A 24,806-nucleotide genomic window follows, 5' to 3' on the forward strand; every position below is an offset into this window, starting at 1 on the left:
ACACGGGCGCGGGGGGACTACAGGTATGGGCAAGAGCTTCAAATCGCCGCTGAAGGGCTGGGGCAGCAAGGAAGTCCTTGCCGGCGACCGGCTGCCTTATGCGGGGCTGGTGGACGAGAACGTCGTGCGCCTGCGCGACGGGTCGGTCATGCTTTCGCTGATGGTCCCCGGCTTCGCCTTCGAGACCGCCGACAGCGACGAACTCAACGCCCACGTCGCCACCCGCGAAGTGCTGCTGCGCTCGGCGCTCGACGCGCGCTTCGTGCTGTACCATCACGTCATCCGCCGCCGTGTCGAGATCGAGATGGACGGCCAGTTCGACGATCCGCTGGCCGCCCACATCGATGCGCGCTGGCGTTCGCGCACCTCCTCGGGCGCGCTGTTCGTCAACGACCAGTTCGTCACCCTGGTGCGCCGCCCCGCGCGCGGCAAGGCGGGCTGGGCGGACAAGCTGTCGCGGATGATGAAGTCGAAAGCCGAAGCGGTCGAGGCCGATCCCGGCGACGTGCGCGCGCTGCGCGCCGCCGCCTCGGCGATGGTCGCCTCGCTCGGCGCTTATGGCGCACGGCTGCTGGGCGACTACGAGGGCGCGGCCGGGCAGTGCTCGGAAGTGCTCGAACTGCTCAGCGCGCTCTACAATGGCGAGATGCGGCCCGTGCGCCGCCCGTCCGACGAGACCGACGTCGGCCACATGCTGCCTTACCGCCGCGCCAGCTTCGGCATGGACGCGCTGGAACTGCGCGGCGCCACCGGCGGCGGCTTCGGCTCGATCGTGTCGTTGAAGGACTACCCCGATTCGACCGCGCCGGGCCTCACCGACGCGCTGCTGCGGATGCCCTGCGAACTGGTGCTGACCGAGACGTATGCCCCGGCCGACCGCCAGATCGCCCGCGAACGCATCGACCTGTCGATCCGCCGCCTGCGCAGCGCCGACGAGGAAGCCGTGGCCGAGCGCCGCGAGATGTCCGCCGCGCGCGATGCGCTGGGCACCGGCTCGGTCGGTTTCGGCGACCACCACCTCACGGTCCTCGTGCGCGCCGATTCGCTGGACCAGCTCGACGACGTCACGGCCGCCTGCGCCGCGGCGCTGGCCGATGCCGGCGCCGTCGCGGTGCGCGAGGACGTCAACCTGGAGCCCGCGTTCTGGGGCCAGCTTCCCGGCAACGAGAGCTTCATCGTGCGCCGCGCGCTGATCTCCAGTGCCAACATGGCCTGCTTCGGCAGCTTGCACGGCTTCGCGATGGGCCAGGCGAGCGGCAATCACTGGGGCGATGCGGTGACGCTGCTGTCGACCACCAGCTCCACTCCGTTCTTCTTCAACTTCCATCAGGGCGATCTCGGCAACTTCACCGTCATCGGTCCGTCGGGTTCGGGTAAGACCGTGGTCATGAACTTCCTCGCCGCCCAGGCGCAGAAGTTCGCGCCCCGCACCATTCTGTTCGACAAGGACCGCGGCGCCGAAGTGTTCCTGCGCGGCATCGGCGGCACCTACAGCCGCATCGCCGCCGGCCATCCGACCGGGTTCAACCCGCTTTCGCTTCCCGACACTGCCGGCAACCGCGCTTTCCTGCGCGACTGGCTGGGTGTCCTGCTCGCCGCCAAGGGGCCCGAGGAGCTGTCGACGATCGCCGGCGCGGTGGATGCGGCCTATCACAACGACCCGTCGCTGCGCCGCCTGTCGCACTTTCGCGAACTGCTGGCCGGCGCGCGTCGGCCGCAGCCCGGAGACCTCGCCTCGCGCCTCGATGCATGGCTGCAGGGCGGCGAGAACGGCTGGCTGTTCGACAACCAGCACGACCGGCTCGACCTGAGCCAGCGCGTGCTCGGCTTCGACATGACCGCGCTGCTGGAAAGCCCGCGCCTGCGCACGCCGGTCATGATGTACCTGTTCCATCGCATCGAGGAACGCCTCGACGGCGAGCCGACGATGATCCTGATCGACGAGGGCTGGAAGGCGCTCGACGACGAGGTCTTCGCCGCCCGCATCCGCGACTGGCTCAAGACCCTGCGCAAGCGCAACGCGCTGGTCGGTTTCGCGACGCAGTCGGCGCGCGACGCGCTCGACTCCAAGATCGCCACCGCGCTGGTCGAGCAGACCGCGACGATGGTGTTCATGCCCAACTCGCGCGCACGGGCAGAGGACTACTGCGAGGGCTTCGGCCTGTCCCACCACGAACTCGACGTCATCCGCACGCTGCCCGCGCACTCGCGCTGCTTCCTGATCCGCCAGTCGGACGCCTCGGTGGTGGTGCGCCTCGACTTGTCGGGCATGCCCGAGGTGCTGACGGTCCTTTCGGGCCGCGAGAGCACGGTGCGCAAGCTCGACGGCCTGCGCGAACGCTACGGCGACGCGCCGCAGGACTGGTATCCGGTGCTCACCGGCATGCCCTGGCCGGGCGAGGCCGACGACGACGCGCTCTGGACCGAGGCGGCCGAGTAAGGCCATGAGCGTGGCCTGCGATCAGCTCACCGAAGTCGCCTCCGCCGGTGTCGCTCCGGCGCTGCGCGCGGTCGATTGCGTGGCCAACGAGATGGCGGCTTCCGCCTTCGGGCGGCTGTTCGGGGCGGGCGGGGCGATGGCTCCGGTGCTCACCATCCTGCTCACGCTCTACATCGCCTTCTTCGCCTTCTCGCTGCTGACCGGGCGGTCCAGCCTGGGCGTCTCGGCGCTGACCCCGCGCATGCTGCGGCTGGGCGTGGTGCTGACTTTCGCGACGAGCTGGATCGCCTACCAGGGCGTCGTCTGGAACCTCGCGGTGGGCGGGCCGGACTGGATCGCGGGCGTGCTGATGGGCGCCAAGGGCTCGGCGACCCAGCTCTTCGGCGATCGGATCGACATCGTCTTCGGTGCCATCAACGACATTTCTGAAGCCACCTCGCAAGCCGGCGCCGCCGCGCCCGAAGGCGGCGCGACCGCCGCCGGCGCCGCGATCGCCGCCAAGGGCGCGGGCGGGCTGTTCACGCCCGACAGCGTCATGTGGATGGGCGCGCTGCTGCTGTTGCTGGGCACCGTGGGCGTGCTGCTGACCGCGCGCATCGCGCTGGCCGTGCTGCTCGCGCTCGGCCCGATCTTCGTCATCATGGCGCTGTTCGGCGGCACCCGCGGCCTCACCGCCGGCTGGCTGCGCGGGGTCGTGCTGACCGCCGTGACGCCGCTGTTCGTGGTGCTGGGCGGCGGGATCACGCTCGAACTGCTGGTGCCGATCATCTCGGGACTGGTGCAGGGCGCCAATGCGGGAGAGATCGACGGGCGCGGGGCGATGGCGTTCTTCCTCGTCGCCGCGGTCCACGTCGCGCTGATGGTCATGGTGGTCAAGGTCGCGAGCACGATGGTCGCGGGCTGGCAGGTCTTCGGCCTCGGCGCCAGCGAGCGCGGGCAGGGCCGGGCGGACTCGTCGCAAGGCGCCGCGCCGGCTCCGGCAAGCGCCGCGCCGCCCGCCGCGTCGGCCTACCAGGGTCGCGCCTCGGTGATCTCGACCGCAGGTGCCGCCGCGATGGGCGAGCCGCCATCGCAGGGCGGCGCCGGCACGACCCGTTCCGGTGAACGCCGGACCGTCATCACGCAAGTCGCGGGCGGGGGGCTCGAACCGCTCCGGCAGGGCGAATCGGTCCCGCGCGCCCGGGGCATCGGCAGCCGCTTCCGCGCCTCGAACGACTCCGGCAGACTGCCGGCGAAGGAGAAGACACGATGATCCGCGCACCCCTGCGCACCCTCGCTCTGACGGCGAGCCTTGCCACCCTGGCGCTGGCCGCCCAGGCCCGGGCCAGCGTCCCGTCCGACCCGCGCCTCGTCGCCCATGCCTTCAGCGACAACGAGGTCGTGCGCATCGACGGCAAGGCCGGCGTCCAGGCGACCATCGCCTTCGGACAGAACGAGGCGATCGAGAACGTCGCGGTCGGGGATTCGCAGGCCTGGCAGATCACGCCCAACAAGCGCGCCGACCTGCTCTTCGTAAAGCCGCTGGAGGCCACGGCCCGCACCAACATGACGGTGGTGACCAACCGCCACACCTATTTCTTCGACCTCGTCGCCTCCGCCAAGGCGCGGCCGCTCTACATGCTGCGCTTCACCTACAAGGACGAGCCCAAGCAGGGTCCGGTGGGCACGGGAACGGGCACGGGCGGCGGCGCTGCGGTCGCCTCGCTCGACCCGGCGGAACTGGCACTGGCCGCGGGCGACCCGGCCGCGATCCCCGCCGATCCCGCCGCGCTGAACTTCGCCTGGAAGCGCGTCGGCGTGGAGAAGCTGATGCCTGCGCGCATCTACGACGACGGCGTGTCCACCTACCTGCTCTGGCCCGACAAGACGCCGGTGCCGGCGATCCTCGTCACCAACGAGAAGGGCGACGAAGGCCCGGTCAACTATGCCGTGCGCGGCGCCACGATCGTGCTGGAGGACGTGCCGGGCACGATCGTCCTGCGCTCGGGCAAGTCGAAGGCCGAACTCGTCAACGAGCGCCCGCTCGCCGCGCGCGCTGCGCCCGTCGCGCCGGCCCGGCAGGCCCGGGCCGAGACCCAGACCCAGACCCCGGCCGCGAAGCCGGTGGTCGTGGCCGCCGAAACCGCACCGTCTCCCGCCACCTCCGTCGCGGTCGCGGCACCAAACTCCTCGGGGAACTGATCCATGGCGCCCAACTCCTCGCTGCGCGAACGCCTCGCTCCGGAAGCCGCCACCGATCCGCGTGACGGCGAAGGCGCGCAGATCATCGACCTTGCCACCCGCAACGTCCTGCCTCGCGTCTCGCAGCGCAAGAAGGCCGACGGCCTGGGCCTGGCCGCAGGCGTGCTGATCGTCGCCGCGCTCGGCGGGTTGACGCTGTGGTCGATGGATACGGCGCGCAATGGCCCGGCCGGCGCCAAGCCCTCGGCGCCCGTGCCGCAGCCCGCCGTGCCCGCCGCCGTCGTTCCCGCGCCCGCCGTCGTCCCGGCCGCCGCGCCGGCGCCGCTGCCGGCTCCCGCGCCCGCCCCGGTCCTCGCCGCGCCGCCCGTGACCAATCCCGCCGCCGGCCCGCAGGCCAGCCGCTACGCCAGCCCGACCGTCGTGTTCGACGTCGGCACCGGCGCCGCCGTCCCGCTCACCGGCCCGGCCGGCGAAGCGGCCAAGGGCGGCACCCCCAACGACGATTTCGCCGCACGCGTCGGCGGCACCGGCGGCACCGCCTCGGCCACCCATTCGTTCGACCCGGCCACCACCGTCACCCAGGGCACGCTGATCCCCGCCGTGCTGGAAACCGCGATCGACACCGACGTCCCCGGCTACGTGCGCGCGATCGTCTCGACCGACGTGCGCAGCTTCGACGGCAAGCGCGTGCTGGTCCCGCGCTCCTCGCGCCTGATCGGCCAGTACAAGAGCGGGCTGACGGCGGGCCAGAAGCGCGCCTACGTGATCTGGTCGCGCCTGATCCGCCCGGACGGCGTCTCGGTGAACCTGGGCTCGCCGGCCGTCTCCTTCGGCGGCGAGACCGGCCTTCCGGGCAAGGTCAACAGCCACTTCTTCGAGCGCTTCGGCTCGGCCATGCTGCTCTCGGTGGTCGGCGGGCTGACGACGCTCGCCTCGAGCGGGTCCAGCGTGGTCGTCGCGGGCGGCAGCTCGGCGGCCTCGCAGGCGGTGCAGAACGGCTCGCAGATCGGCCCGACCATCCGCGTGCGCCAGGGCGAGCCGATCCGCGTGTTCACCGCCAAGGACCTGGACTTCAGCAAGGTCCAGTGACGCGAGATGGCGGACGTTCTCACCCTGCAGCCCCATGCGGCACACGCTTCCATGGCTGACGTGCCCGTGGAGCCCGGCGCCGCGCGCAGCGTCTACCTCGATGCGTACCTGGCGCCGCTGCGGCCCTGGCTCGAGCGCGAGACGGTGACGGAAATCCTCGTCAATCGCCCCGGCGAGATCTGGGTGGAAGACGCCGACCATGCCGGCATGACCCGCGTCGAGCTTCCGCAGATGGACGACCGCCTGCTCCAGCGCCTTGCCGAGCAGGTCGCGCGGATCAGCCACCAGGGCATCAACCGCGAGCATCCGCTGCTGTCGGCCACGCTGCCGGCCTATGGTGGCCAGAGCGGTGCGCGTATCCAGCTCGTCGGCCCGCCGGCGACGCGCAGCCACTGGGCGCTGGCGATCCGGCGCCATCGCCTGCTCGACCTGCCGCTCGACGCCTACGATCGCGGGCCGATCGTGCCGCCGGTGGAAGCGCCGACGCCCGATCCCATGGCCGAGCCGATCGCCTTCCTGCGCGATGCGATCCGCCGTCGCCGCACGATCCTGATCTCGGGCGGCACCTCGACCGGCAAGACCACGTTCCTCAACGCGATGCTCTCCGAGATCCCGCAGCACGAGCGCGTGGTGCTGGTGGAGGATACTGCCGAACTGCGCCTGCCGGGCGCCAACGGCGTCGGCCTGATCGCGGTGAAGGGCGAACTGGGCGAGGCCAAGGTCTCGGCCAACGACCTGCTGCAGGCGGCGCTGCGCCTGCGCCCCGACCGCATCGTGCTGGGCGAGCTGCGCGGCACCGAGACGGTCAGCTTCCTGCGCGCGATCAACACCGGCCATCCCGGCTCGTTCTCGACCGTCCACGCCAATTCCCCGCGCGGTGCGCTCGAGCAGATCGCGCTGATGTCGATGCAGACCGGCATCGGCCTGACCCGGGCCGAGACGCTCGAATATGCCGCCTCGGTGATCGACATCGTGGTGCAGCTCGACCGTAGCGGCGGCAAGCGGGGCATCTCCGCGATCGCACAAAGCGCGATGCTGGTTTGAGAGCGATCGTCGGCCCGGGCGAGCCGGGACGGCGCATGGGTCAGGCCTTGGTCGACGCGTCCTCGATCAGCACGCCTTCGCCGGTTTCCACGCGCCAACCCAGCCCGAGCCAGTCGGCCAGGGCCTTGACGTCCTTGCCGTTGCCGGCGCCGTAGAGGGGCAGTGCCGGCTCCTGGAGCGTCAGCACCAGCACGCCGTTCGCCACCGACAGCCCGGAGGCCGCCATGCCGCGTGCGGTGCCGCCGGTCAGGCGGCGGCACAGGCGGACCGCGAGACCCCAGCCGACGGCGCGGTCGAGGTCGGCTTTGTCGGCCAGGCGGGTGAAGGCGGGCGGGGCCTGGGTCAGGCCGGAATTGGCGAAGACGGTCATCGCCATCATCCCGCGGCCGCGCATGTCGAGGCCGATCCAGCGCTTGCGCAAGGCCCAGGTAAGCGCTTCCTCGGTGCGCATGTTCGGCTCGGTGCGCATGGCGGCGAGCGCGAGCAGGCTGGCGGCCTTGCGCAAGTCTCCCTCGCCTTGCGCGTCGCGGCAGGCCGGCGCGGTCCATTCGCCCACGCGCACCGCGTCGTCGGCGCTGACCCGTGCGCTCTGCGCGAAGGCGGCTACGCTGGCGAGCATCGGACTTTCGGCCTGGATCTCGGGCGCAAGCTGCATGTGCAGCAGCCCTTCGCGCAGGCCCCACGAGGAGAAGATGAGCCGGGAGGGATGCAGCGTGCCCACCAGTTGCGCCATCAGCGCGGCGGCATCGGGCAGGGTGGCGAGGCGCGAGGAGGAGATGCGCGGGTCCGGGTTCTCGACCTTGCCCTTGGCGACGATGCGCGCCAGTCGCATGGCCTCCGAGGAGGAGAGTTCGAAGCCGTGCGGATCGTCCACCGGCCAGTCGAGCACGCGCATCGCCTGCAGCGCGAGCGCGCGCCAGGATCCGCCGACGATGTAGAGCGGCAGGCCGCGGCCCTTGTCCCAGCCACGCGAATCGAGGCCCGAGCGGATGGCGGCGCCGAACCGCTGGGGACCGAGCGAGCGCATGTCGGGCAGGCGCAGGGTGCCGAAGGGCAGGGTGATGCCGCCGGGGCAGATGGCTCCGTCGTCGATTTCGACCAGTTCGAGGCTGCCGCCGCCCAGGTCCGCCGCGATGCCGCGCGCGCCGGGGAAGGCAGCGATCACGCCGGTGGCGCTGGCGCGGGCCTCCTCCTCGCCCGAGAGCAGGCGGGGCGAGAGGCCGAAGCCGCGCACGGCCTCCAGGAACTGCGGTCCGTTGGCGGCGTCACGCGCCGCGGCGGTGGCCACGCAATCGACGTCGTCCACCCCGAGCAGCCGCAGCAGCGCCGCGAAACGGGCGAGCGCGGCCAGGGCGGTGCGCATCGCCTTGTCGGAAATCGCCCCGGTCCGGCCGAGGTCCTTGCCCAGCTTGGCGTTGACCTTTTCGTTGAGCACGACGACGGGCGCCCGCGGCGGCCCGTTGTAGACGACTAGGCGTACCGTGTTCGACCCGATGTCGATGATGGCACGCTTTTCGCTGGACTGGCTGATGCCGATCATTCTGGTCAATACTTACCACAAGCGCCGAAGGTTCCGGCGAGCATCGATGGCTGCCGCATTTTTCCGAGTCATCAGACCACGGGGTCTGACTTGAAAATGCTCATGTCAGATAGTGCCCCGCCTTAGCGAGAGCTTGGGCACTTTTCGTCCACTGTCGAGTGACGCGCCGCGTCCGGACAGCGACGGATTGGTCATGAAATAGCGGTGCAGGTTGAACGGGTTCTCCACCTCCCCGACGCGGTCGTAGGTGCCGTCGGGGGCGCAGACCCAGCTTTGTTCGGTGTCGATCAGGTTCGCCAGCATGACCTGGTCGAGCACCTGGTCGTGCACCGTCTTGTTGCGGATCGGCAGCATCACCTCGACGCGGCGGTCGAGGTTGCGGCTCATGCCGTCGGCCGAGGTGATGAACAGCTTGGCGCGGCGGTTGGGCAGGTGGGCGCCGTTGGCGAAGGCCCAGATCCGCGCGTGCTCGAGGAAGCGTCCGATGATCGACTTGACCATGATGTTCTCGGACAGGCCGGGAATGCCGGGGCGCAGGCAGCAGATGCCGCGGACCACGAGATCGATGTCGACGCCCGCGCGGCTGGCGGCATAGAGCCGGTCGATGATGCCGGGATCGGTCAGCGAATTGAGCTTGGCCCAGATCGCCGCGGGCTTGCCGGCCTCGGCATTGGCGATTTCCGCATCGATGCACTCGTTGAGCGTGGAGCGCAGCGAGATCGGCGAGATCGAGAGCATTTCCGTGCTCTTGGGCTCGACGTAGCCGGTGATGAAGTTGAACAGCCGGCCGACGTCGCGCCCCGCCGCAGGGTCCGCGGTGAAGTAGGACACGTCGGTATAGATGCGCGCGGTCAGCGGGTGGTAGTTGCCGGTGCCGAAGTGGCAGTAGGTGCGATAGTTCTCGCCCTCGCGGCGGACCACCATCGAAACCTTGGCGTGGGTCTTCCAGTCGACGAAGCCGTAGATCACCTGGACCCCGGCGCGTTCGAGCTGGCTGGCCCACAGCAGGTTCTGCTCCTCGTCGAAGCGGGCCTTCAGCTCGACGACGGCGGTGACGGACTTGCCCTGCTCGGCGGCGTAGATCAGCGCGGAGATGATCGAGGACTGCTTGCCGGCGCGGTAGAGAGTCTGCTTGATCGCCACCACGTCGGGGTCGCGCGCGGCCTGGCGCAGGAAGTCGATCACCACCTCGAAGCTCTCGTAGGGGTGCTGGACGACGATGTCCTTCTCGCGGATCGCCGCGAAGATGTCGCCGTCGTGCTCGAGGATGCGCTCGGGATAGCGGGGCGAATAGGGCTCGAACTTCAGTTCGGGGCGGTCCTCCTCGCAGATCGCCGAGAGGCCCGAGAAGCCGATGATCCCCTCGGTCTTCATGATGAGCGCCTTGTCGAGGCCGAGCTGGGTGCGCAGCAGCTCCTCTGCCGCCGGGTCGAACTTGCCCTGCAACTGGAGCACGATGACGAGGCCGCGGCGGCGGCGCTGGATCGCGGTGCGGTAGTAGCGCACCAGATCCTCGGCGTCCTCCTCGATCTCGATGTCGCTGTCGCGCAGGATGCGGAAGACGCCGTGGCCGTTGAGGCGGAAGCCGGGGAACAGCTCGGCGGTGTTCCGGCAGATCAGGTCCTCGATCGAGATCCACGCCGCCTGCTCGCCCGGGATGCGCACGAAGCGCGGGAGCGGGGCGGGGATCAGCACCATCTCCATCACCGGCGCCTCGTCGGCGGTGCGGGTCAGCGAGAACAGCACGCCGATGCCCTGGTTGGCGACGAAGGGGAAGGGGTGCGCCGGGTCGATCGCCTGCGGGGTGATGACCGGCATGACGTGGGTGATGAAATATTCGCGCAGCCAGCGCTCGCGCTCGCGGTCGAGCTTCTCGTCGCCGACCACGGCGATCCCGGCATCGGCGAGCTGGACCTTGAGCGTGGTCCAGACCTTCTGCTGGATGTCCTCGAGTTCCAGCACCTTCTCGTGGGTGACGGCCAGCGCCTGCGAGGGGGTGAGCCCGTCGATCGAGAGTTCCTCGATCTGGCGGCGCACCTGCCCGGCGAGGCCGGCGACGCGCACCATCAGGAACTCGTCGATGTTGCTCCCCGAGATCGACAGGAAGCGCAGCCGCTCGATCACCGGGTAGTTCGGGTTGCAGGCTTCGGCCAGCACCCGCTCGTTGAAGGCGAGCCAGCTCAGTTCGCGGTTGAAGTAGCGCGCGGGCGAAGTGCCCAGTTCGGCAGTCTCGGCGCTTTCGCCGGCTGCTTCCGATTCGTCGCGAACGTCCAGCATGTCTCTCATTTTCACGTGACGGCTCTTGCATGGCACGATGACACATTTGCGGCAATCATGGGAAGCTGCGACGAATTGTTGCCGTCGTCGTTTCGGGCTCCATCCGGGACCGCGGGCAAGGCCACGCGAGCTTGAGTGCGCGCGACGCAGCAGGGGCCCATGGAAAAAGCCATCGCCTCAAGCTGCCCCACGGTGCCGGATCAGGTCCGGGACGGCGCTCCGTGCAAATTAAGCAACCGGCACAAGTGAACATCGTTGCAGTGCAACATTCTTTGCCGCACACTCCCCGGCGATGATCAAGGCCGCCCTGCACCACCTCACCCGCTACCGCTATTCGCGGCGCATCCGTCTCGGCCCCCAGGTGATCCGGCTTCGCCCGGCGCCGCACAGCCGGACCGAGGTGCCCAACTACTCGCTCACGATCAGCCCGCCCGAGCATTTCCTGAACTGGCAGCAGGACCCGCACGGCAACTGGCTGGCGCGGGTGGTTTTCCCCGAGCCGGTCGACCACTTCTCGATCGAGGTGGACCTCCTGGCCGAGCTGGCGGTCATCAACCCCTTCGATTTCTTCGTGGAACCCGAAGCGGAGGAATATCCCTTCACGTATGACGAGACGCTGAAGGGCGACCTCTCCGCCTATTTCGAGGTCGAGGAACAAGGCCCGCTGTTCGAGGCGCTGGTCGCCGAACATGCCGGCTACGAAGGCCGCACCGTCGACTTCCTCGTCGACATCAACTCCAGGCTGCAACAGCGCATCGGCTACGTCATCCGGATGGAATCGGGCGTGATGGAGCCCGAGGAGACCCTTGGCGTCGGCATCGGCTCGTGCCGCGATTCGGCCTGGCTGCTGGTGCAGCTCCTGCGTCGCCTCGGTTTCGCCGCGCGGTTCGTGTCGGGCTATTCGATCCAGCTCGTCGCCGACGTGCTGCCCAAGGAAGGCCCCGTCGGCGTGCTGGAGGACGTGACCGACCTCCATGCCTGGGCCGAGGCCTATGTGCCCGGCGCCGGCTGGATCGCGCTCGACGCGACGTCCGGCATGTTCGCGGGCGAGGGGCACATTCCGCTCTGCGCTACTCCGCACTACCGCTCCGCCACCCCGATCGAGGGCATGGCCGAACCGGCCGAAGTCGATTTCGACTTCTCCATGAAAGTCAGCCGCATCGCCGAGGCGGTGCGCATCACCAAGCCCTTCACCGACGATCGCTGGGAAGCGCTGCTGGCGCTGGGCGACAAGGTGGACGAGGACCTGGTGGCGGGCGGCGTCAACCTGACGATGGGTGGCGAGCCGACCTTCATCGCCGCGACCGACTTCGAGGCGGACGAGTGGAACTCGGGCGCCGTCGGCCCGACCAAGGCCGCCTATGCCGACAAGCTGATCCGCCTGCTGCGCACCAAGTTCGCGCCCGGATCACTGCTCCACCACGGGCAGGGCAAGTGGTATCCGGGCGAGACGCTGCCGCGCTGGGGCTATTCGATCTACTGGCGCAAGGACGGCGTGCCGATCTGGCAGGACGACAGCCTGATCGCCGGCGAAAAGCCGCTGGAGAAGGGCGGCGACCCCGATCCGGTGCCCACCATCGACATCCTCTCGGCCGCCAACCTGCTTGCCGCCGCCGCCGAAGGGCTCGGGATCGACGCCGATTTCGTCCAGCCGGTCTACGAGGATCGCGGCGTGTGGATGCTGCGCGAGGACGAACTGGCGGTGAACGTCACTCCGCTCGATCCCAGCATCGAGGACGAAGAACTGGCGCGCCGCTTCCGCCGCACCTACCGGCGCGGGCTCGACAAGCCGGTGGGCTTCGTGCTGCCGGTGCAGCGCTGGAACGCCAAGGACAAGTCGCTGCCGCGCTGGCGCTCGGAATACTGGCGCGTGCGCAAGGGGCTGCTGACGGCGGTGCCGGGCGACAGCGCGATCGGCTATCGCCTGCCCCTGGGCTCGCTGCCCTACGTGGCGCCGAAGGACTTCCCCTATATCCACCCGCGCGACACCGCCGAGGCGCGCGAGCCTTTGGCCGATTACCGCGTGCAGGTGACGGAGCAGGCAAACCAGACGCAGGAGCGCGGCCCCCAGCGTTTCCGTGCGGTGCCCGAGCCCAAGTCCTTCGCCGAACCGGCGGTCGAGGCCGACATCATCCAGGGCGCGGTGCGCACTGCCGTCACCGTCGAGCCGCGCGGCGACTACATCGCGGTGTTCATCCCGCCGACCGAGGCGCTGGAGGACTATCTCGAACTTGTCGCCTCGATCGAGGTCGTGGCCGAGGAACTGGGGCTGCCGGTGCGCGTCGAAGGCTACGGCCCGCCGCCCGACCCGCGCCTGATGGTGCTCAAGATCACCCCCGATCCGGGCGTCATCGAGGTCAACATCCACCCCTCGGCCACCTGGCGCGAGACGGTGGAGATCACCGAGACGCTCTACGACTGCGCGCGCGAGATCGGCCTCACTGCCGACAAGTTCATGGTCGACGGCCGCTCGATCGGCACCGGCGGCGGCAATCACATCGTGCTGGGCGGGCCGACGCTGCTCGACAGCCCGTTCATCCGCCGCCCGGACATGCTCAAGAGCTTCGTCACGTACTGGCAGCGGCATCCCTCGCTCAGCTACTTGTTCTCCGGCCTGTTCATCGGCCCGACCAGCCAGGCCCCGCGCATCGACGAGGCGCGTCACGATTCGCTCTACGAACTGGAGATCGCGCTCGCGCAGGTGCCCGGCCCCCATGAGCCGCAGCCCGCGCCGTGGGTGGTCGATCGCCTGTTCCGCAACCTGCTGGTCGACGTGACGGGCAACACCCACCGCACCGAAATCTGCATAGACAAGATGTTCAGCCCCGACGGTCCCACCGGCCGCCTCGGCCTCGTCGAGTTCCGCGGCTTCGAGATGCCGCCCGAACCGCGCATGTCCTGTGCCCAGCAACTGCTGATCCGCGCGCTGGCCGCGTGGTTCTGGCGCGAGCCGGTCGAAGGGCCGCTGGTGCGCTGGGGCACGCAATTGCACGACCGCTTCATGCTCGGCCAGTTCGTCTGGGCCGACTTCCTCGACGTTCTCGATGACCTGCGCCGGGCGGGCTACGATTTCGACCCCCGGTGGTTCGAGGCGCAGCGCATGTTCCGCTTCCCGGTGCACGGCGAGGTTGAGGGCGGCGGCGTGAGCCTCGAGATCAGCCACGCGCTCGAACCGTGGAACGTGCTGGGCGAGACCGGCGCGATCGGTGGCACCGTACGGTACGTCGACAGTTCGACCGAGCGGTTGCAGGTCAAGGCGACCGGCCTCGTCGAAGGGCGCCACGTCATCACCTGCAACGGCCGCCGCGTGCCGCTCACCGCCATCGCGCCGGGAGAAGGCGTCGGCGGGGTGCGCTACAAGGCGTGGTTCCCGGCAGAGTGCCTGCATCCGATGGTCCCCGCGCATCCGCCGCTCACGTTCGACATCTTCGACTTGTGGAACGGCCGCTCGCTGGGCGGGTGCGTCTATCACGTCGCGCATCCGGGCGGGCGCAACTACGATACGATGCCGGTCAACGGCTACGAGGCCGAGGCCCGGCGCAAGGCGCGCTTCCAGGAGCACGGCCATTCGCCGGGGCCCCTGCCGCGTCCGGTGGAGGAATTTGCCGGCGAATTTCCCTATACTCTCGACCTCAGGCGGCCCGCCCGGCTAACATAAGGGATGTTCGCATGTCCCATCATCCCAGGAGACGCTCTCGTTCCCAGCGCGGGGGAGAGGCGTAGGCGGGGTGGTGACGTGTCACGTGCAAGCGCGGACCGAGGCGCCGGGCGATGAGCACGAAGCCCGACCTCGCCCCGACGCCCAACTGGCTCGACGGCTATTCCGCCTCCAGCGGCGACCTGTTCGGCGATGCCTCGCGCCCGGTCGCCGAGTGCTGGCGCAATGTCGCCAGGGGCCTTGCCGGGCTGACCGACGCGGACCCTTCGGCCCTGCAGGACGCGACCGCGCGTCATGCCGCCGACCTCGGCCTCGCGTTCCGCCTCACCGGCGACGAGGACGAACGCTCCTGGCCGCTCAACGCCATGCCGCTGATCGTCGGCGCCGACGAATGGGCTCAGGTCGAGCGGGGGCTGATCCAGCGCGCGGGGCTGCTGGAGAAGCTCGCCGCCGACATCTATGGCCCGCAGACGCTGGTGAAGGACGGCCACCTGCCGGCCGCGGTGGTCGCCGGCAGCCCGTTCTTCGCGCGCCGGATGGTCGGTCGCACGCCGCCCGGCGGGCGCTTCGTGCACGTCTATGCCGCCGACCTCGCGCGCGGGCCGGGCGGGCAGTGGCGGGTGCTGCAGGACCGCGTGCGCGTGGCGGGCGGCGTCGGCTATGCGCTGGAGAACCGCCTCGCCATGTCGCGCGCGGTGGGCAACCTGCTGGCCGATGCCCATGCGCGGCGGCTGTCGGACTTCTTCGCGCAGATGCAGGCGGGCATGGCCGCCGCCTGCCGCCGCGAGAACCCGCGCATCGCCCTGCTGACGCCGGGCCGCTTCAACCAGACCTATGCCGAGCAGGCGCACCTCGCGCGCTACCTCGGCCTGCCGCTGGTCGAGGGGCGCGACCTCACCGTGCTCGACGACCGGCTCTACGTCGGCACCATCGCCGGGCCCAAGCGCGTCGACGCGGTGTGGCGCTGGATCGACACCACCGCGCTCGACCCGCTCTCGTTCGACGCCAAGTCGCGGCTGGGCGTCGCCAACCTGTTCGACGCCTGGGCCGGCGGCGGGGTGGAGATGATGAACTGGCCGGGCGTCGAAGTGCTCGAATCCGCCGCCTTCGCCGCCTTCATGCCGCGCCTGTGCCGGGTCCTGCTGGGCGAGGCGCCGATCCTGCCCAACGTCGCGACCTGGTGGTGCGGGCAGGCGGTGGAAAGCTCGACCGTGGCCGCCCGGCTCGACGAACTGGCGCTGCTCCCCGCCTTCGGCCAGCCGATCGACGGGCTGGACAGCCGCGATCCGGTGGCCGGCGCGGGGCTCGGCATCAAGGCGCGCAATGCGCTGATCGATGCCTTGTGGCGCCGCCCGATGGACTATTGCGGGCAGGAGATCGTGCGCCTGTCGACCACGCCGGCGATCATCGACGGCAAGATCGTGCCGCGTCCCTTCACCGTGCGCGCCTTCGTCGCGCGCACGGGGGACGGCGGCTGGACCGTGATGCCCGGCGGCTTCGCGCGCCTGTCGTCCACCAATGCCCTGCCGACCTCGCTGATGGGCGCGGGCGACCTTTCGGCAGACTTGTGGATCGTCGACGAGAAGCCGACCAGCCATCACCTGGGCAGCCGGGTCGCGGGAGACCCGCCGATCTCGCGCGGGGGCGGCATCCTTGCCAGCCAGGCGGCGGACAACCTGTTCTGGTTCGGCCGCTACAACGAGCGCGCCGAGACCATGGTGCGCATCGTGCGCGCGATCCTTGCCAACCCGGCCGACATCGACGGTAGCGGCGGGCAGGATGGGAGCGACGGCGGCGGCGTGCTGCCGCGCCTGACCGGGCTGCTGCAGGACTGGGGCGCGATCAGTGCCGAAACCGCGAAGCTCTCCGTCGCCAAGATCTGCGCCCGGGCGCTCACCGAAACCCGCCTGCCCAGCGGGGTCGCGATGCTGATGCGCCGCCGCCAACAGGTCGGCATGGCACTGCGCGAACGCTTCGCCCGCGATTTCTGGCGGGTGGTGAGCCGGCCGATGCCCTCGATCAACGTCGAGCAGCCGCAGTCGATGCTGGGGAGCACGCGCTGGCTGACCGAGCATTTCAGCGCGCTGGCCGGGCTGATCTCGGAAAACATGGTACGTTCGGCCGCCTGGCGCTTCCTCGAGATCGGCCAGCGGCTGGAGCGCGCGCAGGCGATCTGCCGCATGGCCCGCCAGCTCATGCCCGATGCCGGTGAGGAGGGCGACCCGCCGCTCGACCCGGCGACGGGGCTCGGCCTGCTGCTCGACTTGTGCGACAGCCAGATCATCTACCGCAGCCGCTACCTGACCCGGCCGGTGGCCAACCCGGTGCGCGACCTCGTGCTGCTCGACCCGGACAATCCGCGCGCGCTGGTGTTCCAGGTCGGCGAGATTGTCGCCCACCTCGCGGCGCTGCCGAGCCTGCGCGACGACAACATCCCCGAAGCGCCCTTGCGTGCCGCCCGCGCGCTGCTGGGAGAACTCCAGGCTGCGACCGCGGCCGACATGACGGTCGAGCGGCTCGCGGCGATCGAGGGGCAGTTGCTCGGCCTGTCGGACGCCATTTCCTCGCGCTATTTTCTCCAGCTCGATTCCGAGGAAGCGGAAAGGCGCACGCGGCTGCTGTAATGCGCTATTCGATCAGCCACATCACCACCGTGAAATACGCGCAGCCGGTCAGCATGGCGCAGTTCAACGTGCGCCTGCGCCCGGCGGCGTGGAACGGGCAGACGGTGGCGGACTTCACGCTCAGCCTCGATCCGGCGCCTGTCCAGGTGATCGAGGGGCCGGGCGGCTACCACGTCAACGAATCGCGCTTCTCCCTGCGCGAGGCGACGGCGCAGTTGCAGATCGAGAGCCGCTTCACCGTGGAAGTGGAACCGCTGCCGTTCTTCGTGGGCGACGCCACCGGCCCCGGCCTTGCCGAGCTGCGCGAGCGGGCGATGAGGAAGCCCGATCTCTCGGACCTGGGCCCGGCGTCGTACATCTTCGCCTCGCCGATCGCGCAGCCCGATCCGGTCATCGCGCAGTGGGCGGGCTCGTTCCTCGACGAGGCGATGCCGGTGATGGCCGCGGGCCGCGCGCTGATGGCGGCGATCCACAAGGAATTCACCTACGACGCCGACGCGACGCAGACCGATACCCCGCCGGTCGAGGCCTTCGCCAAGCGCCATGGCGTGTGCCAGGACTTCAGCCATGTCATGATCATCGCCGCGCGGGCGCACGGCATACCGGCGGCCTACGTCAGCGGCTACCTGCGCACCCTGCCGCCGCCAGGCAAGGAGCGCCTCGTCGGCGCCGACGCCATGCATGCCTGGGTCAACCTGTGGTGCGGCGAGGAGCTGGGCTGGATCGGCTTCGATCCCACCAACGACTGCCTCGCCGACACCGACCACATCTTCCTCGGCATGGGCCGCGACTATTCCGACGTGGCGCCGCTGGACGGGACGTTCCGGGGCTCGTCCGAACAGAAGATGTACGCCTCGGTGGACGTGGCCCCGCTGGATTGAGCAACCTGTGTGCGTAACCCCCTCGTCCCGGGCTCGACCCGGGGCGACGGGGCAAGGCCGCGCCTCGCTTGCGCAAGGCCTCCACGCCGCAGTGGCCCGCGGCGGCCTATCGCCCCAGGCGTGCCTCCACGGTCCCGGATCAGGTCCGGGACGACGGGGGGGGCGTCGGGCTGGCCACCGGCTCGCCGGGAAAGATTCCAGCGATCGCCAGCGCCGCTCCGATGCGCGACAGGGTTTCCAGCAGGTCACCGATGCTGTCCTCGGTCACCACCAGTTCCAGCGTTTCGCGAGTCGCCACCGGCCCGCGGTCGCGCAGTGAAGTGATGAGTTCGAGAATCACCGCCTCGTGCTCGGAGACGTGGCTGCAGCCCAGCGGGCAGAACGCCAGCGTGTCGAGCGCGTCGCGGTTGAGCAGCACCATCGCGCGGTGGAAGGGCTGCAAGCCGCCGATCATGCGCCAGCGCGCGAAGGCCGGAGCGAGCAGCTGGGCCGGGCAGCGCTTCTGGCCGATCGCGGTGACCCATGCGCGCATGGACCAGACGAGGAACCGGCAGCCTTCGTCGAGAGTGCTGAGCGGGCGGTCGACGTATTGATACATGCCGGGACTCCTTAGGGCTTGCACATGCGAATGATTATCATTAGCTACTGTTGCGCGGCTTGCTCCTCTCGTCAAGCCTGCACCAAGCCCGGAGGAACGCTTGTCATGGGGCGTTCTTCCCATCCTGTGACCTTTGGCCGGGGCGGCTCCTTGCCTTGCTCGCCCCGGCCTTTTTTTGAAGGTCACGGAAGGCCGCGATCTGGCCGAAATCGGGGGGTCTGCAATGGGCCCGCGAATACGGGGATCGCCGGGCATACCAGAGGCGATAGCTCGCCGGCGGACGTTCCGGCGCCGCGGTCTATGGCAAGGCGTGGCCGCGCCAGTGGTTCCGGATCAAGTCCCGCACGGCGATCGGGAGGCGATTCGTCGGCGCCTTTCTTCACCCACAGCTTCTGCCCGATCTATCCACAGGTTCCTCCACGCCGGGCGCCGCGAATCAGCGGTAGTCGAACCCCGCCTTGGGCTGGATCTTGAGCGAATTCTGCTGCAGCGCGGTCATCAGGTACGAGCCGACCAGCAGCGGGAACTCCAGCATCTGCTTCTCGTCGTAAGTCTGCGCCAGCTCGTCCCAGGTCGAATCGGCGATGCAGTGGTCGGCGAGCAGTTCCTCAACCGCGCGCAGCACGGCCGCTTCGTGAGGCGTCCAGCCGGGCGCCGCGGAGCCGTCGATCACCCGCTCGATCTCCTCGGGCGTGACGCCGAAGGCCTTGCCGATGTCGACATGCTCGCACCACTCGAACGGCGCACGGGCGAGGAGAGCGAGGCGCAGGATCGCCAGTTCGCGCTCGCGGTGGGGGATCGTGCCCTTGGCGGCCAGTTCGATGCCGAGCACCATCTGGCCCTTGAACATGCCGGGATGGCGCAAGGTGATGAGGCTGACGTCGGGGAAGGGGCGGCTCTCGGGTATCGAGAAGGCGGCGCGGATCGCGTCGACCTGCTCCTGCCCCTCCGGGCTTACTTCGGCCAGCGTCAGCGGGGCGTAGCGCGGGCCGTGCGCCACAGTCTGCGCCATGCGCGCGTCCGCATCGAATTCGTACCGGCCGGTCGTGGGTTCGGGCATCTTGGTGTCTGTCCTTGAGGGAGGGAAAGGTCGGGGAGGGCGTGGAAAGGTCAGGCCGCTTGGGCGCGGGGCGTCCAGCGGTCCATGCGGGCGAGGTAGTCGGCGAAGCGCGCGCGCACGGCACCCGGCTCGAGGCCGAATCGGGTATCGTCGGGCTTGGCCATGCGGTCGGCAGCGCCGTTGGACGCCCACCACTGCGCCATGGCCTCGGCGAACGGGGGCGAGACCTCCTCGCCCAGCCAGGCGTAGAGGTGGCGGACCTCGCGAACCGGGTCCTCCTGCATCGCGCGGAAGTGGATGTCGAAGAAGCGGTGGTCGTTGCCCGCCTCGCGAAACGCGATCGCGCGGGTCATCGCCTCGGACCAGCAGCGCACGTTGAGGTCGCCGATATAGGCATGGTCGACGTGGTCGGAGAATGTCCCGATGATCTGGGCATAGACCGTCGCCACCGAGAGCATCACGTCGGTGGGATCGCGGTGGGTCATGACGAAGCGCGCGTCCGGGAACGCGGCGTCGAGCGCGTCCAGGTAGAGCATGTGGGTCGGTGCCTTCAGGCGCCATGGCCGCGCCGGGCGGTCGCCGGCCTCGCCCCACTGCAGCAGCTTGAGGACGCGCTTCTCGTAGCGGTAGGTGCCCGCGTGGTCGGCATCGAGCAGCCATTCGGAATAACTGGGCACCTGGGCGAAGGCCTGGAAGATCTGGCTGCGGAAATCGAGCGCCATGAGGTCCTGGCACTCCATCGCGCCGTCGATCCCGGTGGGGGTGCGGTTGCCGCCGCGCAGGCGCTCGTCGGTGGCGCTGGCGGCAACGCCGCGGCGCGGATCGGGGCCTGCCACCGTCGACGGCGGCGGGCAGGGCTGCGCGCTTTCCCAGACCCGGAGGTAACGCACCTGCGGGTCGCTCGCGAGCAGGTAGGACAGCGCCGAGGACCCGGTACGCGGCAGGCTGACGCCGAACAGCGGCGCGGTGATCGCCTCGTCGTCGATCTCGGGATGGCGGCGATACCAGTCCTCGACCATCAGCCGCTGGCGCAAGTGCAGGAGAATGCGGTCACGCAGGGCGTGGTCGCCGGCGGCGTTGAGGCGGGCCTCGGCGTTCAGCGCATCGACCAGCCGCTCCAGCCCCTCGCGAAAGCCGTCGTCGCCGAAGTCGGTGAGCCCGGTCGCGGCCTGCGCCGTGGCCATGAGGGCCTTGCTGTCTTCCATCGCCGTCCGCCTCCCCGCCCGGTTTGTCCGGTACGCGAGCGGCACTATGCGCGGGGGGCGGGCAGGCGCCAAACGCCTCGGCGATGATGCGCCGTTTCGGTCGACTCAGTCCCTCGTCGAACTCACCCCCGGGCAGCGCGCACCGCGGCGCCGCCGGCGAACGGGGCGATGGCGATCAGCACGAGGCTGGCGGCGGCCGTCAGCGCGAGGCCGCTGGCGCCGCCGGTGCCCAGGCTCCCGGCACCGAAGATCAGCACCGGCACCGCCATCGGGATCACCAGCAGGCCCGACAGCGCCGCCCCGCCGCGCAGGCCCGCGGTCAGCGCCGCCACGGTCACGCCCAGCGCGGCGAGGCCGGGAGTGCCCGCCAGCAGCCCGATCTCCACCGTGCGCAGCGTCGCACCGTCGAGGCCCAGCAGTGCGGCGGCGGGCAGGGCCGCCAGCATCAGCGGCGGCCCGAAGCTGAGCCAGTGGGCGATCACGCGCACCGCGATCACCAGTTCCTCGGAAATGCCGCGCAGGGCCCATTGGTCGAACATGCCCAGTTCGATGTCGGGCTCGACGAGGCGATCGAGCGGCAGGATCGCGGCGAGCAGCGCGGCGACCCAGATCACCCCGCCGCCGGTGCGCGCCAGGAGCGGCGCGTCGGGCCCGACCGCGAAAGGATAGAGCATCGCCACCGACAGGAAGAACAGCACCGGCAGCAGCGCCCCGCCGCCGCGCCCGCCCATCAGCAGGCGCGCGAGGTCGCGGCGCAGCAAGGCCATGGCCCGGCTCATGCCGCGAAATCCGAAAGGTTCAGCGCCCGCATTGCCGGCAGGCGGAACGGCTGGTGCGAGGCGACCAGGGCGATGCCTCCACCCGCGCAGTGCTCGGCGGCGATCGCCTCGGCCAGTTGCACCGCATGCCCGTCCAGCCCGTTGAGCGGCTCGTCCAGCAGCCACACCTGCGCGCGCTGCCCCAGCAGGCGGGCCAGCGCGGCGCGCTTCTTCTGGCCGGTGGAAAGGTAGCGCACCGGCACGTCGAGCAGGCGCGAAAGGCCCAGTCGGTCGAGGTGGTCGCCGCCATCGCCGTCGATGCCGCGCCAGAACGCCAGCGCCCGCCCCAGCGGCAGCGCCGGGTCCAGTGCGGGACGCTCGTCGAGCAGGCCGACGCTGCCCGCCACTTCCACGGTGCCGGCGAAAGCAGGGGCGAGGCCGGCGAGGATGCGCAGCAGGCTCGACTTGCCGATGCCGTTGTGCCCGGCCACCTGCAGCGCCTCGCCGGCCTTCATCCGCAGCGAGAGCCGGGCGAACAGCACCCGGTCGCCGCGACGGCACGCGAGGTCGGTCACGTCGAGTTGGGTCATGGCTTGCGGCATGGCTTGCATGGGCGGGAGCGATAGGAGAAACGCGAGGGGCTGCCAAGGAGACCGAAATGCCCATACCCCGCTTGACCGACGCGCAGCGCGACGAGGCGCTTGCCGGCCTGCCCGACTGGACCTTGCGCGAAGACGGCCTCGCCATCGAACGCACGCTCAAGTTCGCCGACTTCAACGAGGCCTTCGGCTTCATGACCCGCGTGGCGCTGTATGCCGACAAGGCCGATCACCATCCCGAATGGTTCAACGTCTACGCCACCGTGCGCGTGACCCTGACCACCCACGACGCCGATGGGTTGAGCCAGCGCGACGTGGCGCTGGCGCGGTTCGTCGATTCGATCGCCTGAATGCGTGCGGGAACCCCGGGACAGGTCGGCGCTGCGCCTTCCTGCTCCGCAGGAACGGCGAGATGGCGGCGCGAAGCGCTGACGGAGGGGTCTTCGTCTCACCCCTCCACCACCCGCTGCGCGGGCGATCCGGGTCGCTAAGGTGCTTTCCTACATCCGGGGCGGTGCGATAGCTTCGGGCCATGATCCCGTCCGGCCTTCCGCACCCGTTCGCCCGTCGCGCCCTGTCCGCGGTGACACCGGCCGAAGGGACGCTTCCAGGCCAAGGTGACACGTCCGTCCTGGACAGTGTAAACCGTGTAAACCTGGTGTCTCCTCGGGCTGCGCGCGGGGGGCGCAGGTCACAGGGCCGGGTTGTTGTAGCAATGCCAGGTGAAGATCGCCGCGGCGCCGCGGTGCGGGCGCCAGGGTTCGGCCAGTTCGCGGGCCAGTGCCTCGTTGGGGCGCGCCTCCAGCCCGAGCAGCTTGTGCAGGCCGGCCTGGACGGCGAGATCGCCGGCGGGCCAGATGTCGGCGCGGCCTTCGGCGAACAGCAGGTAGATTTCCGCGGACCAGCGGCCGATCCCCTTGATCCGCACGAGTTGCGCGATCGCCTCCTCGTCGTCGGCGGGCAGGTTCTCGAGGTCGAGGCTGCCGGCGATCACCAGTTCGCACAGGGAGCGCGCGTAGCCCTGCTTCTGGCGCGACAGGCCGCAGCCGCGCAGCGCGTCGAACTCGGCCGCGAGCAGGGTCTCGGGGTGGATGCCTTCGCCCAGCAGCGCCTCCAGCCGGGTCCACACCGAGGCCGCCGCAGCCACGCTCACCTGCTGGCCGACGATCGTGCGCAGCAGCGTCGCATAGCCGGTCGCGCGGATGCGCGGCTCGGGATAGCCGGCGATCGCGAGGGCACGGGCCATCGCCGGTTCGCGCGCGGCGATGGCGTCGAGGCCGGAGCGGAGTTTTTCTGCGGTCAGACCCATCGGTTCGGCTACCTTGCAAATCAGGGTCGCAGCCTTTAGCAGCCTGCGGCAAGTGCGCATACCAGCACAATTACGATACAGGGTGTATCAAAGGGGAATCGAGAGCCATGCCGCAGATCATCGTCGTCAATCAGTCCGGTGAAGAATCGAACGTCGAGGCTGCCGAGGGCCGCACTCTGATGGAAGTCATCCGCGATAGCGGGTTCGACGAATTGCTCGCGCTGTGCGGCGGTTGCTGCTCGTGCGCGACCTGCCACGTCCACATCGACCCCGCGTTCGTGGACAAGCTGCCGGCGATGAGCGAGGACGAGAACGACCTGCTCGACAGCTCGGACCACCGCAACGAGTACTCGCGCCTGTCGTGCCAGGTGCCGGTCACGGCCGACCTCGAAGGCCTCAAGGTGACCATCGCGCAGGAAGATTGAGGTCTATTTGTGGATCGCAAGGCGCAAACCATTTGCGCCTTGCGTCCGGGCTTCCTAACTGTCGCGCCATGACCGCTTCAAAGCCCTCTGCACCGCAAGCCCAGCCCTCCACGCTCGACCTCATCGGCAATACGCCGCTCGTCCTCCTCAAGGGGCCGAGCGAGGCTGCCGGGTGCGAGATCTGGGGCAAGTGCGAATTTGCCAATCCCGGCGCCTCGGTCAAGGACCGTGCGGCGCTGTGGATCGTGCGCGATGCGGAAGGCCGGGGCCTGCTCCAGCCCGGCGGCACGATCGTCGAGGGCACGGCCGGCAATACCGGCATCGGCCTCGCGCTGGTCGCCAATGCGCTGGGCTACAAGACGGTCATCGTCATGCCCGAGACCCAGTCGCGCGAGAAGATGGACACGCTGCGCGCACTGGGCGCCGAACTGGTGCTGGTCCCGGCCGCGCCGTTCTCGAACCCGGGCCACTTCGTTCACACCTCCCGCCGCCTGGCCGAGGAGACCGAAGGCGCGATCTGGGCCAACCAGTTCGACAACATCGCCAACCGCAAGGCGCACATCGAATCGACCGCACCCGAGATCTGGGAGCAGATGGAAGGCCGGGTCGACGGCTTCACTTGCGCCGCGGGCACCGGCGGCACGATCGCCGGCACCGGCATGGGCCTCAAGGCCTTCGACGAAACCATTACCATCGCCCTGACCGATCCCTACGGCGCTGCGCTCTACAACTACTACGCCCACGGAGAACTCAAGGCCGAAGGCAATTCGGTGGCCGAGGGAATCGGGCAGGGGCGCATCACCGCCAACCTCGAAGGCGCGCCAATCGACACCCAGTTCCGCATCTCGGACGAGGAGGGCCTCGAATGGGTCCGCCGCCTGCTGGCCGAGGAAGGGCTGTGCCTGGGCCTGTCCTCGGGCATCAACGTGGCCGGCGCGGTGGCGCTGGGCCGCAAGCTGGTCGCCGAAGGCAAGCCCGATGCTCGCGTGGCGACGATCCTGTGCGATACGGGCTTCCGCTATCTCTCTTCGCTGTACAATGCCGAATGGCTCGAAGCGAAGGGCCTGCCGGTCTTCCCTTGGCTGGCGAAGTGATGTAACAACTCGTCGATGGCAGGA

At 69.8% G+C, this 24,806-nt stretch carries 19 protein-coding genes; 11 read left to right on the plus strand and 8 right to left on the minus strand.

Going from position 1 to position 24,806, the window contains the following annotated elements; translation table 11 throughout:
- The first annotated feature begins 25 nt into the window (after positions 1-25).
- From ACFFDA_RS26690 to virB11, 5 genes are read left to right on the plus strand one after another with little or no spacing between them, the layout of a single operon-like run.
- Positions 26-2,440, plus strand: a complete 2,415-nt coding sequence (locus ACFFDA_RS26690) for a VirB4 family type IV secretion/conjugal transfer ATPase (RefSeq protein WP_404480193.1) — start codon at positions 26-28, stop codon at positions 2,438-2,440.
- 4 nt (positions 2,441-2,444) lie between these two features.
- Complete coding sequence (locus ACFFDA_RS26695; protein WP_404480281.1) at positions 2,445-3,692, plus strand: type IV secretion system protein; 1,248 nt, start codon at positions 2,445-2,447, stop codon at positions 3,690-3,692.
- Complete coding sequence (locus ACFFDA_RS26700; protein ID WP_404480282.1) at positions 3,689-4,621, plus strand: TrbG/VirB9 family P-type conjugative transfer protein; 933 nt, start codon at positions 3,689-3,691, stop codon at positions 4,619-4,621. The genes ACFFDA_RS26695 and ACFFDA_RS26700 overlap by 4 nt, the downstream gene beginning before the upstream one ends.
- A gap of 3 nt (positions 4,622-4,624) precedes the next feature.
- Positions 4,625-5,710 (plus strand): TrbI/VirB10 family protein, encoded by a 1,086-nt coding sequence (locus tag ACFFDA_RS26705; RefSeq protein WP_404480283.1) that lies wholly within the window; start codon positions 4,625-4,627, stop codon positions 5,708-5,710.
- Positions 5,711-5,716: 6 nt separating this feature from the next.
- Positions 5,717-6,754 (plus strand): P-type DNA transfer ATPase VirB11, encoded by a 1,038-nt coding sequence (virB11, locus tag ACFFDA_RS26710; RefSeq protein ID WP_404480284.1) that lies wholly within the window; start codon positions 5,717-5,719, stop codon positions 6,752-6,754.
- Between the two features lie 40 nt (positions 6,755-6,794).
- On the opposite strand, the gene ACFFDA_RS26715 is transcribed toward virB11, so the two are convergent.
- Positions 6,795-8,294 (minus strand): Ppx/GppA family phosphatase, encoded by a 1,500-nt coding sequence (locus ACFFDA_RS26715; protein ID WP_404480285.1) that lies wholly within the window; start codon positions 8,292-8,294, stop codon positions 6,795-6,797.
- Between the two features lie 105 nt (positions 8,295-8,399).
- The gene (locus tag ACFFDA_RS26720) at positions 8,400-10,571 is read right to left on the minus strand and encodes an RNA degradosome polyphosphate kinase (RefSeq protein WP_404482890.1); all 2,172 of its coding nucleotides are present in this window, start codon (positions 10,569-10,571) and stop codon (positions 8,400-8,402) included.
- A 292-nt stretch (positions 10,572-10,863) separates the two neighbouring features.
- Between ACFFDA_RS26720 and ACFFDA_RS26725 the strand changes: the two genes are divergently transcribed.
- From ACFFDA_RS26725 to ACFFDA_RS26735, 3 genes are all read left to right on the plus strand, one after another.
- Positions 10,864-14,229: a DUF2126 domain-containing protein gene (locus ACFFDA_RS26725; protein WP_404480286.1), complete on the plus strand. Its 3,366-nt coding sequence runs from the start codon at positions 10,864-10,866 to the stop codon at positions 14,227-14,229.
- A gap of 113 nt (positions 14,230-14,342) precedes the next feature.
- Positions 14,343-16,853, plus strand: a complete 2,511-nt coding sequence (locus ACFFDA_RS26730; protein WP_404480287.1) for a circularly permuted type 2 ATP-grasp protein — start codon at positions 14,343-14,345, stop codon at positions 16,851-16,853.
- Positions 16,853-17,734 (plus strand): transglutaminase domain-containing protein, encoded by an 882-nt coding sequence (locus tag ACFFDA_RS26735; RefSeq protein ID WP_404480288.1) that lies wholly within the window; start codon positions 16,853-16,855, stop codon positions 17,732-17,734. Before ACFFDA_RS26730 ends, ACFFDA_RS26735 begins: the two co-directional genes overlap by 1 nt.
- Positions 17,735-17,873: 139 nt before the next feature.
- Here ACFFDA_RS26735 and ACFFDA_RS26740 read toward each other — a convergent pair whose 3' ends face one another.
- From ACFFDA_RS26740 to ccmA, 5 genes are all read right to left on the minus strand, one after another.
- Positions 17,874-18,332: a hypothetical protein gene (locus ACFFDA_RS26740; protein ID WP_404480289.1), complete on the minus strand. Its 459-nt coding sequence runs from the start codon at positions 18,330-18,332 to the stop codon at positions 17,874-17,876.
- A gap of 436 nt (positions 18,333-18,768) precedes the next feature.
- Positions 18,769-19,392, minus strand: coding sequence for a carboxymuconolactone decarboxylase family protein (locus ACFFDA_RS26745; protein WP_404480290.1), 624 nt, complete (start codon positions 19,390-19,392; stop codon positions 18,769-18,771).
- Between the two features lie 50 nt (positions 19,393-19,442).
- The gene (locus ACFFDA_RS26750; protein ID WP_404480291.1) at positions 19,443-20,597 is read right to left on the minus strand and encodes a sulfotransferase family protein; all 1,155 of its coding nucleotides are present in this window, start codon (positions 20,595-20,597) and stop codon (positions 19,443-19,445) included.
- Between the two features lie 122 nt (positions 20,598-20,719).
- Positions 20,720-21,376: a heme exporter protein CcmB gene (locus tag ACFFDA_RS26755; protein ID WP_404480292.1), complete on the minus strand. Its 657-nt coding sequence runs from the start codon at positions 21,374-21,376 to the stop codon at positions 20,720-20,722.
- On the minus strand, positions 21,373-21,945 hold the full coding sequence (ccmA, locus tag ACFFDA_RS26760; protein ID WP_404480293.1) for a heme ABC exporter ATP-binding protein CcmA: 573 nt from the start codon (positions 21,943-21,945) through the stop codon (positions 21,373-21,375). The genes ACFFDA_RS26755 and ccmA overlap by 4 nt, the downstream gene beginning before the upstream one ends.
- A gap of 68 nt (positions 21,946-22,013) precedes the next feature.
- On the opposite strand from ccmA, the gene ACFFDA_RS26765 reads away from it, so the two are divergent.
- Positions 22,014-22,304 carry a 4a-hydroxytetrahydrobiopterin dehydratase gene (locus ACFFDA_RS26765; RefSeq protein ID WP_404480294.1) on the plus strand — a complete coding sequence of 97 codons (291 nt, stop codon included), beginning with the start codon at positions 22,014-22,016 and terminating at the stop codon, positions 22,302-22,304.
- 341 nt (positions 22,305-22,645) lie between these two features.
- Here ACFFDA_RS26765 and ACFFDA_RS26770 read toward each other — a convergent pair whose 3' ends face one another.
- Entirely contained in the window at positions 22,646-23,263 is a 618-nt protein-coding gene (locus tag ACFFDA_RS26770; protein ID WP_404480295.1) for a DNA-3-methyladenine glycosylase family protein, read from the minus strand.
- 107 nt (positions 23,264-23,370) lie between these two features.
- On the opposite strand from ACFFDA_RS26770, the gene ACFFDA_RS26775 reads away from it, so the two are divergent.
- Together ACFFDA_RS26775 and ACFFDA_RS26780 are read left to right on the plus strand one after the other, a co-directional pair.
- Positions 23,371-23,688 carry a 2Fe-2S iron-sulfur cluster-binding protein gene (locus tag ACFFDA_RS26775; RefSeq protein ID WP_404480296.1) on the plus strand — a complete coding sequence of 106 codons (318 nt, stop codon included), beginning with the start codon at positions 23,371-23,373 and terminating at the stop codon, positions 23,686-23,688.
- 68 nt (positions 23,689-23,756) lie between these two features.
- Positions 23,757-24,782, plus strand: a complete 1,026-nt coding sequence (locus tag ACFFDA_RS26780) for a cysteine synthase A (protein ID WP_404480297.1) — start codon at positions 23,757-23,759, stop codon at positions 24,780-24,782.
- The last annotated feature ends 24 nt before the right edge of the window (positions 24,783-24,806 follow it).

Origin of the sequence: Novosphingobium sp. BL-52-GroH (assembly GCF_044813085.1) — a bacterium.
Taxonomy (GTDB): Bacteria; Pseudomonadota; Alphaproteobacteria; order Sphingomonadales; family Sphingomonadaceae; genus Novosphingobium.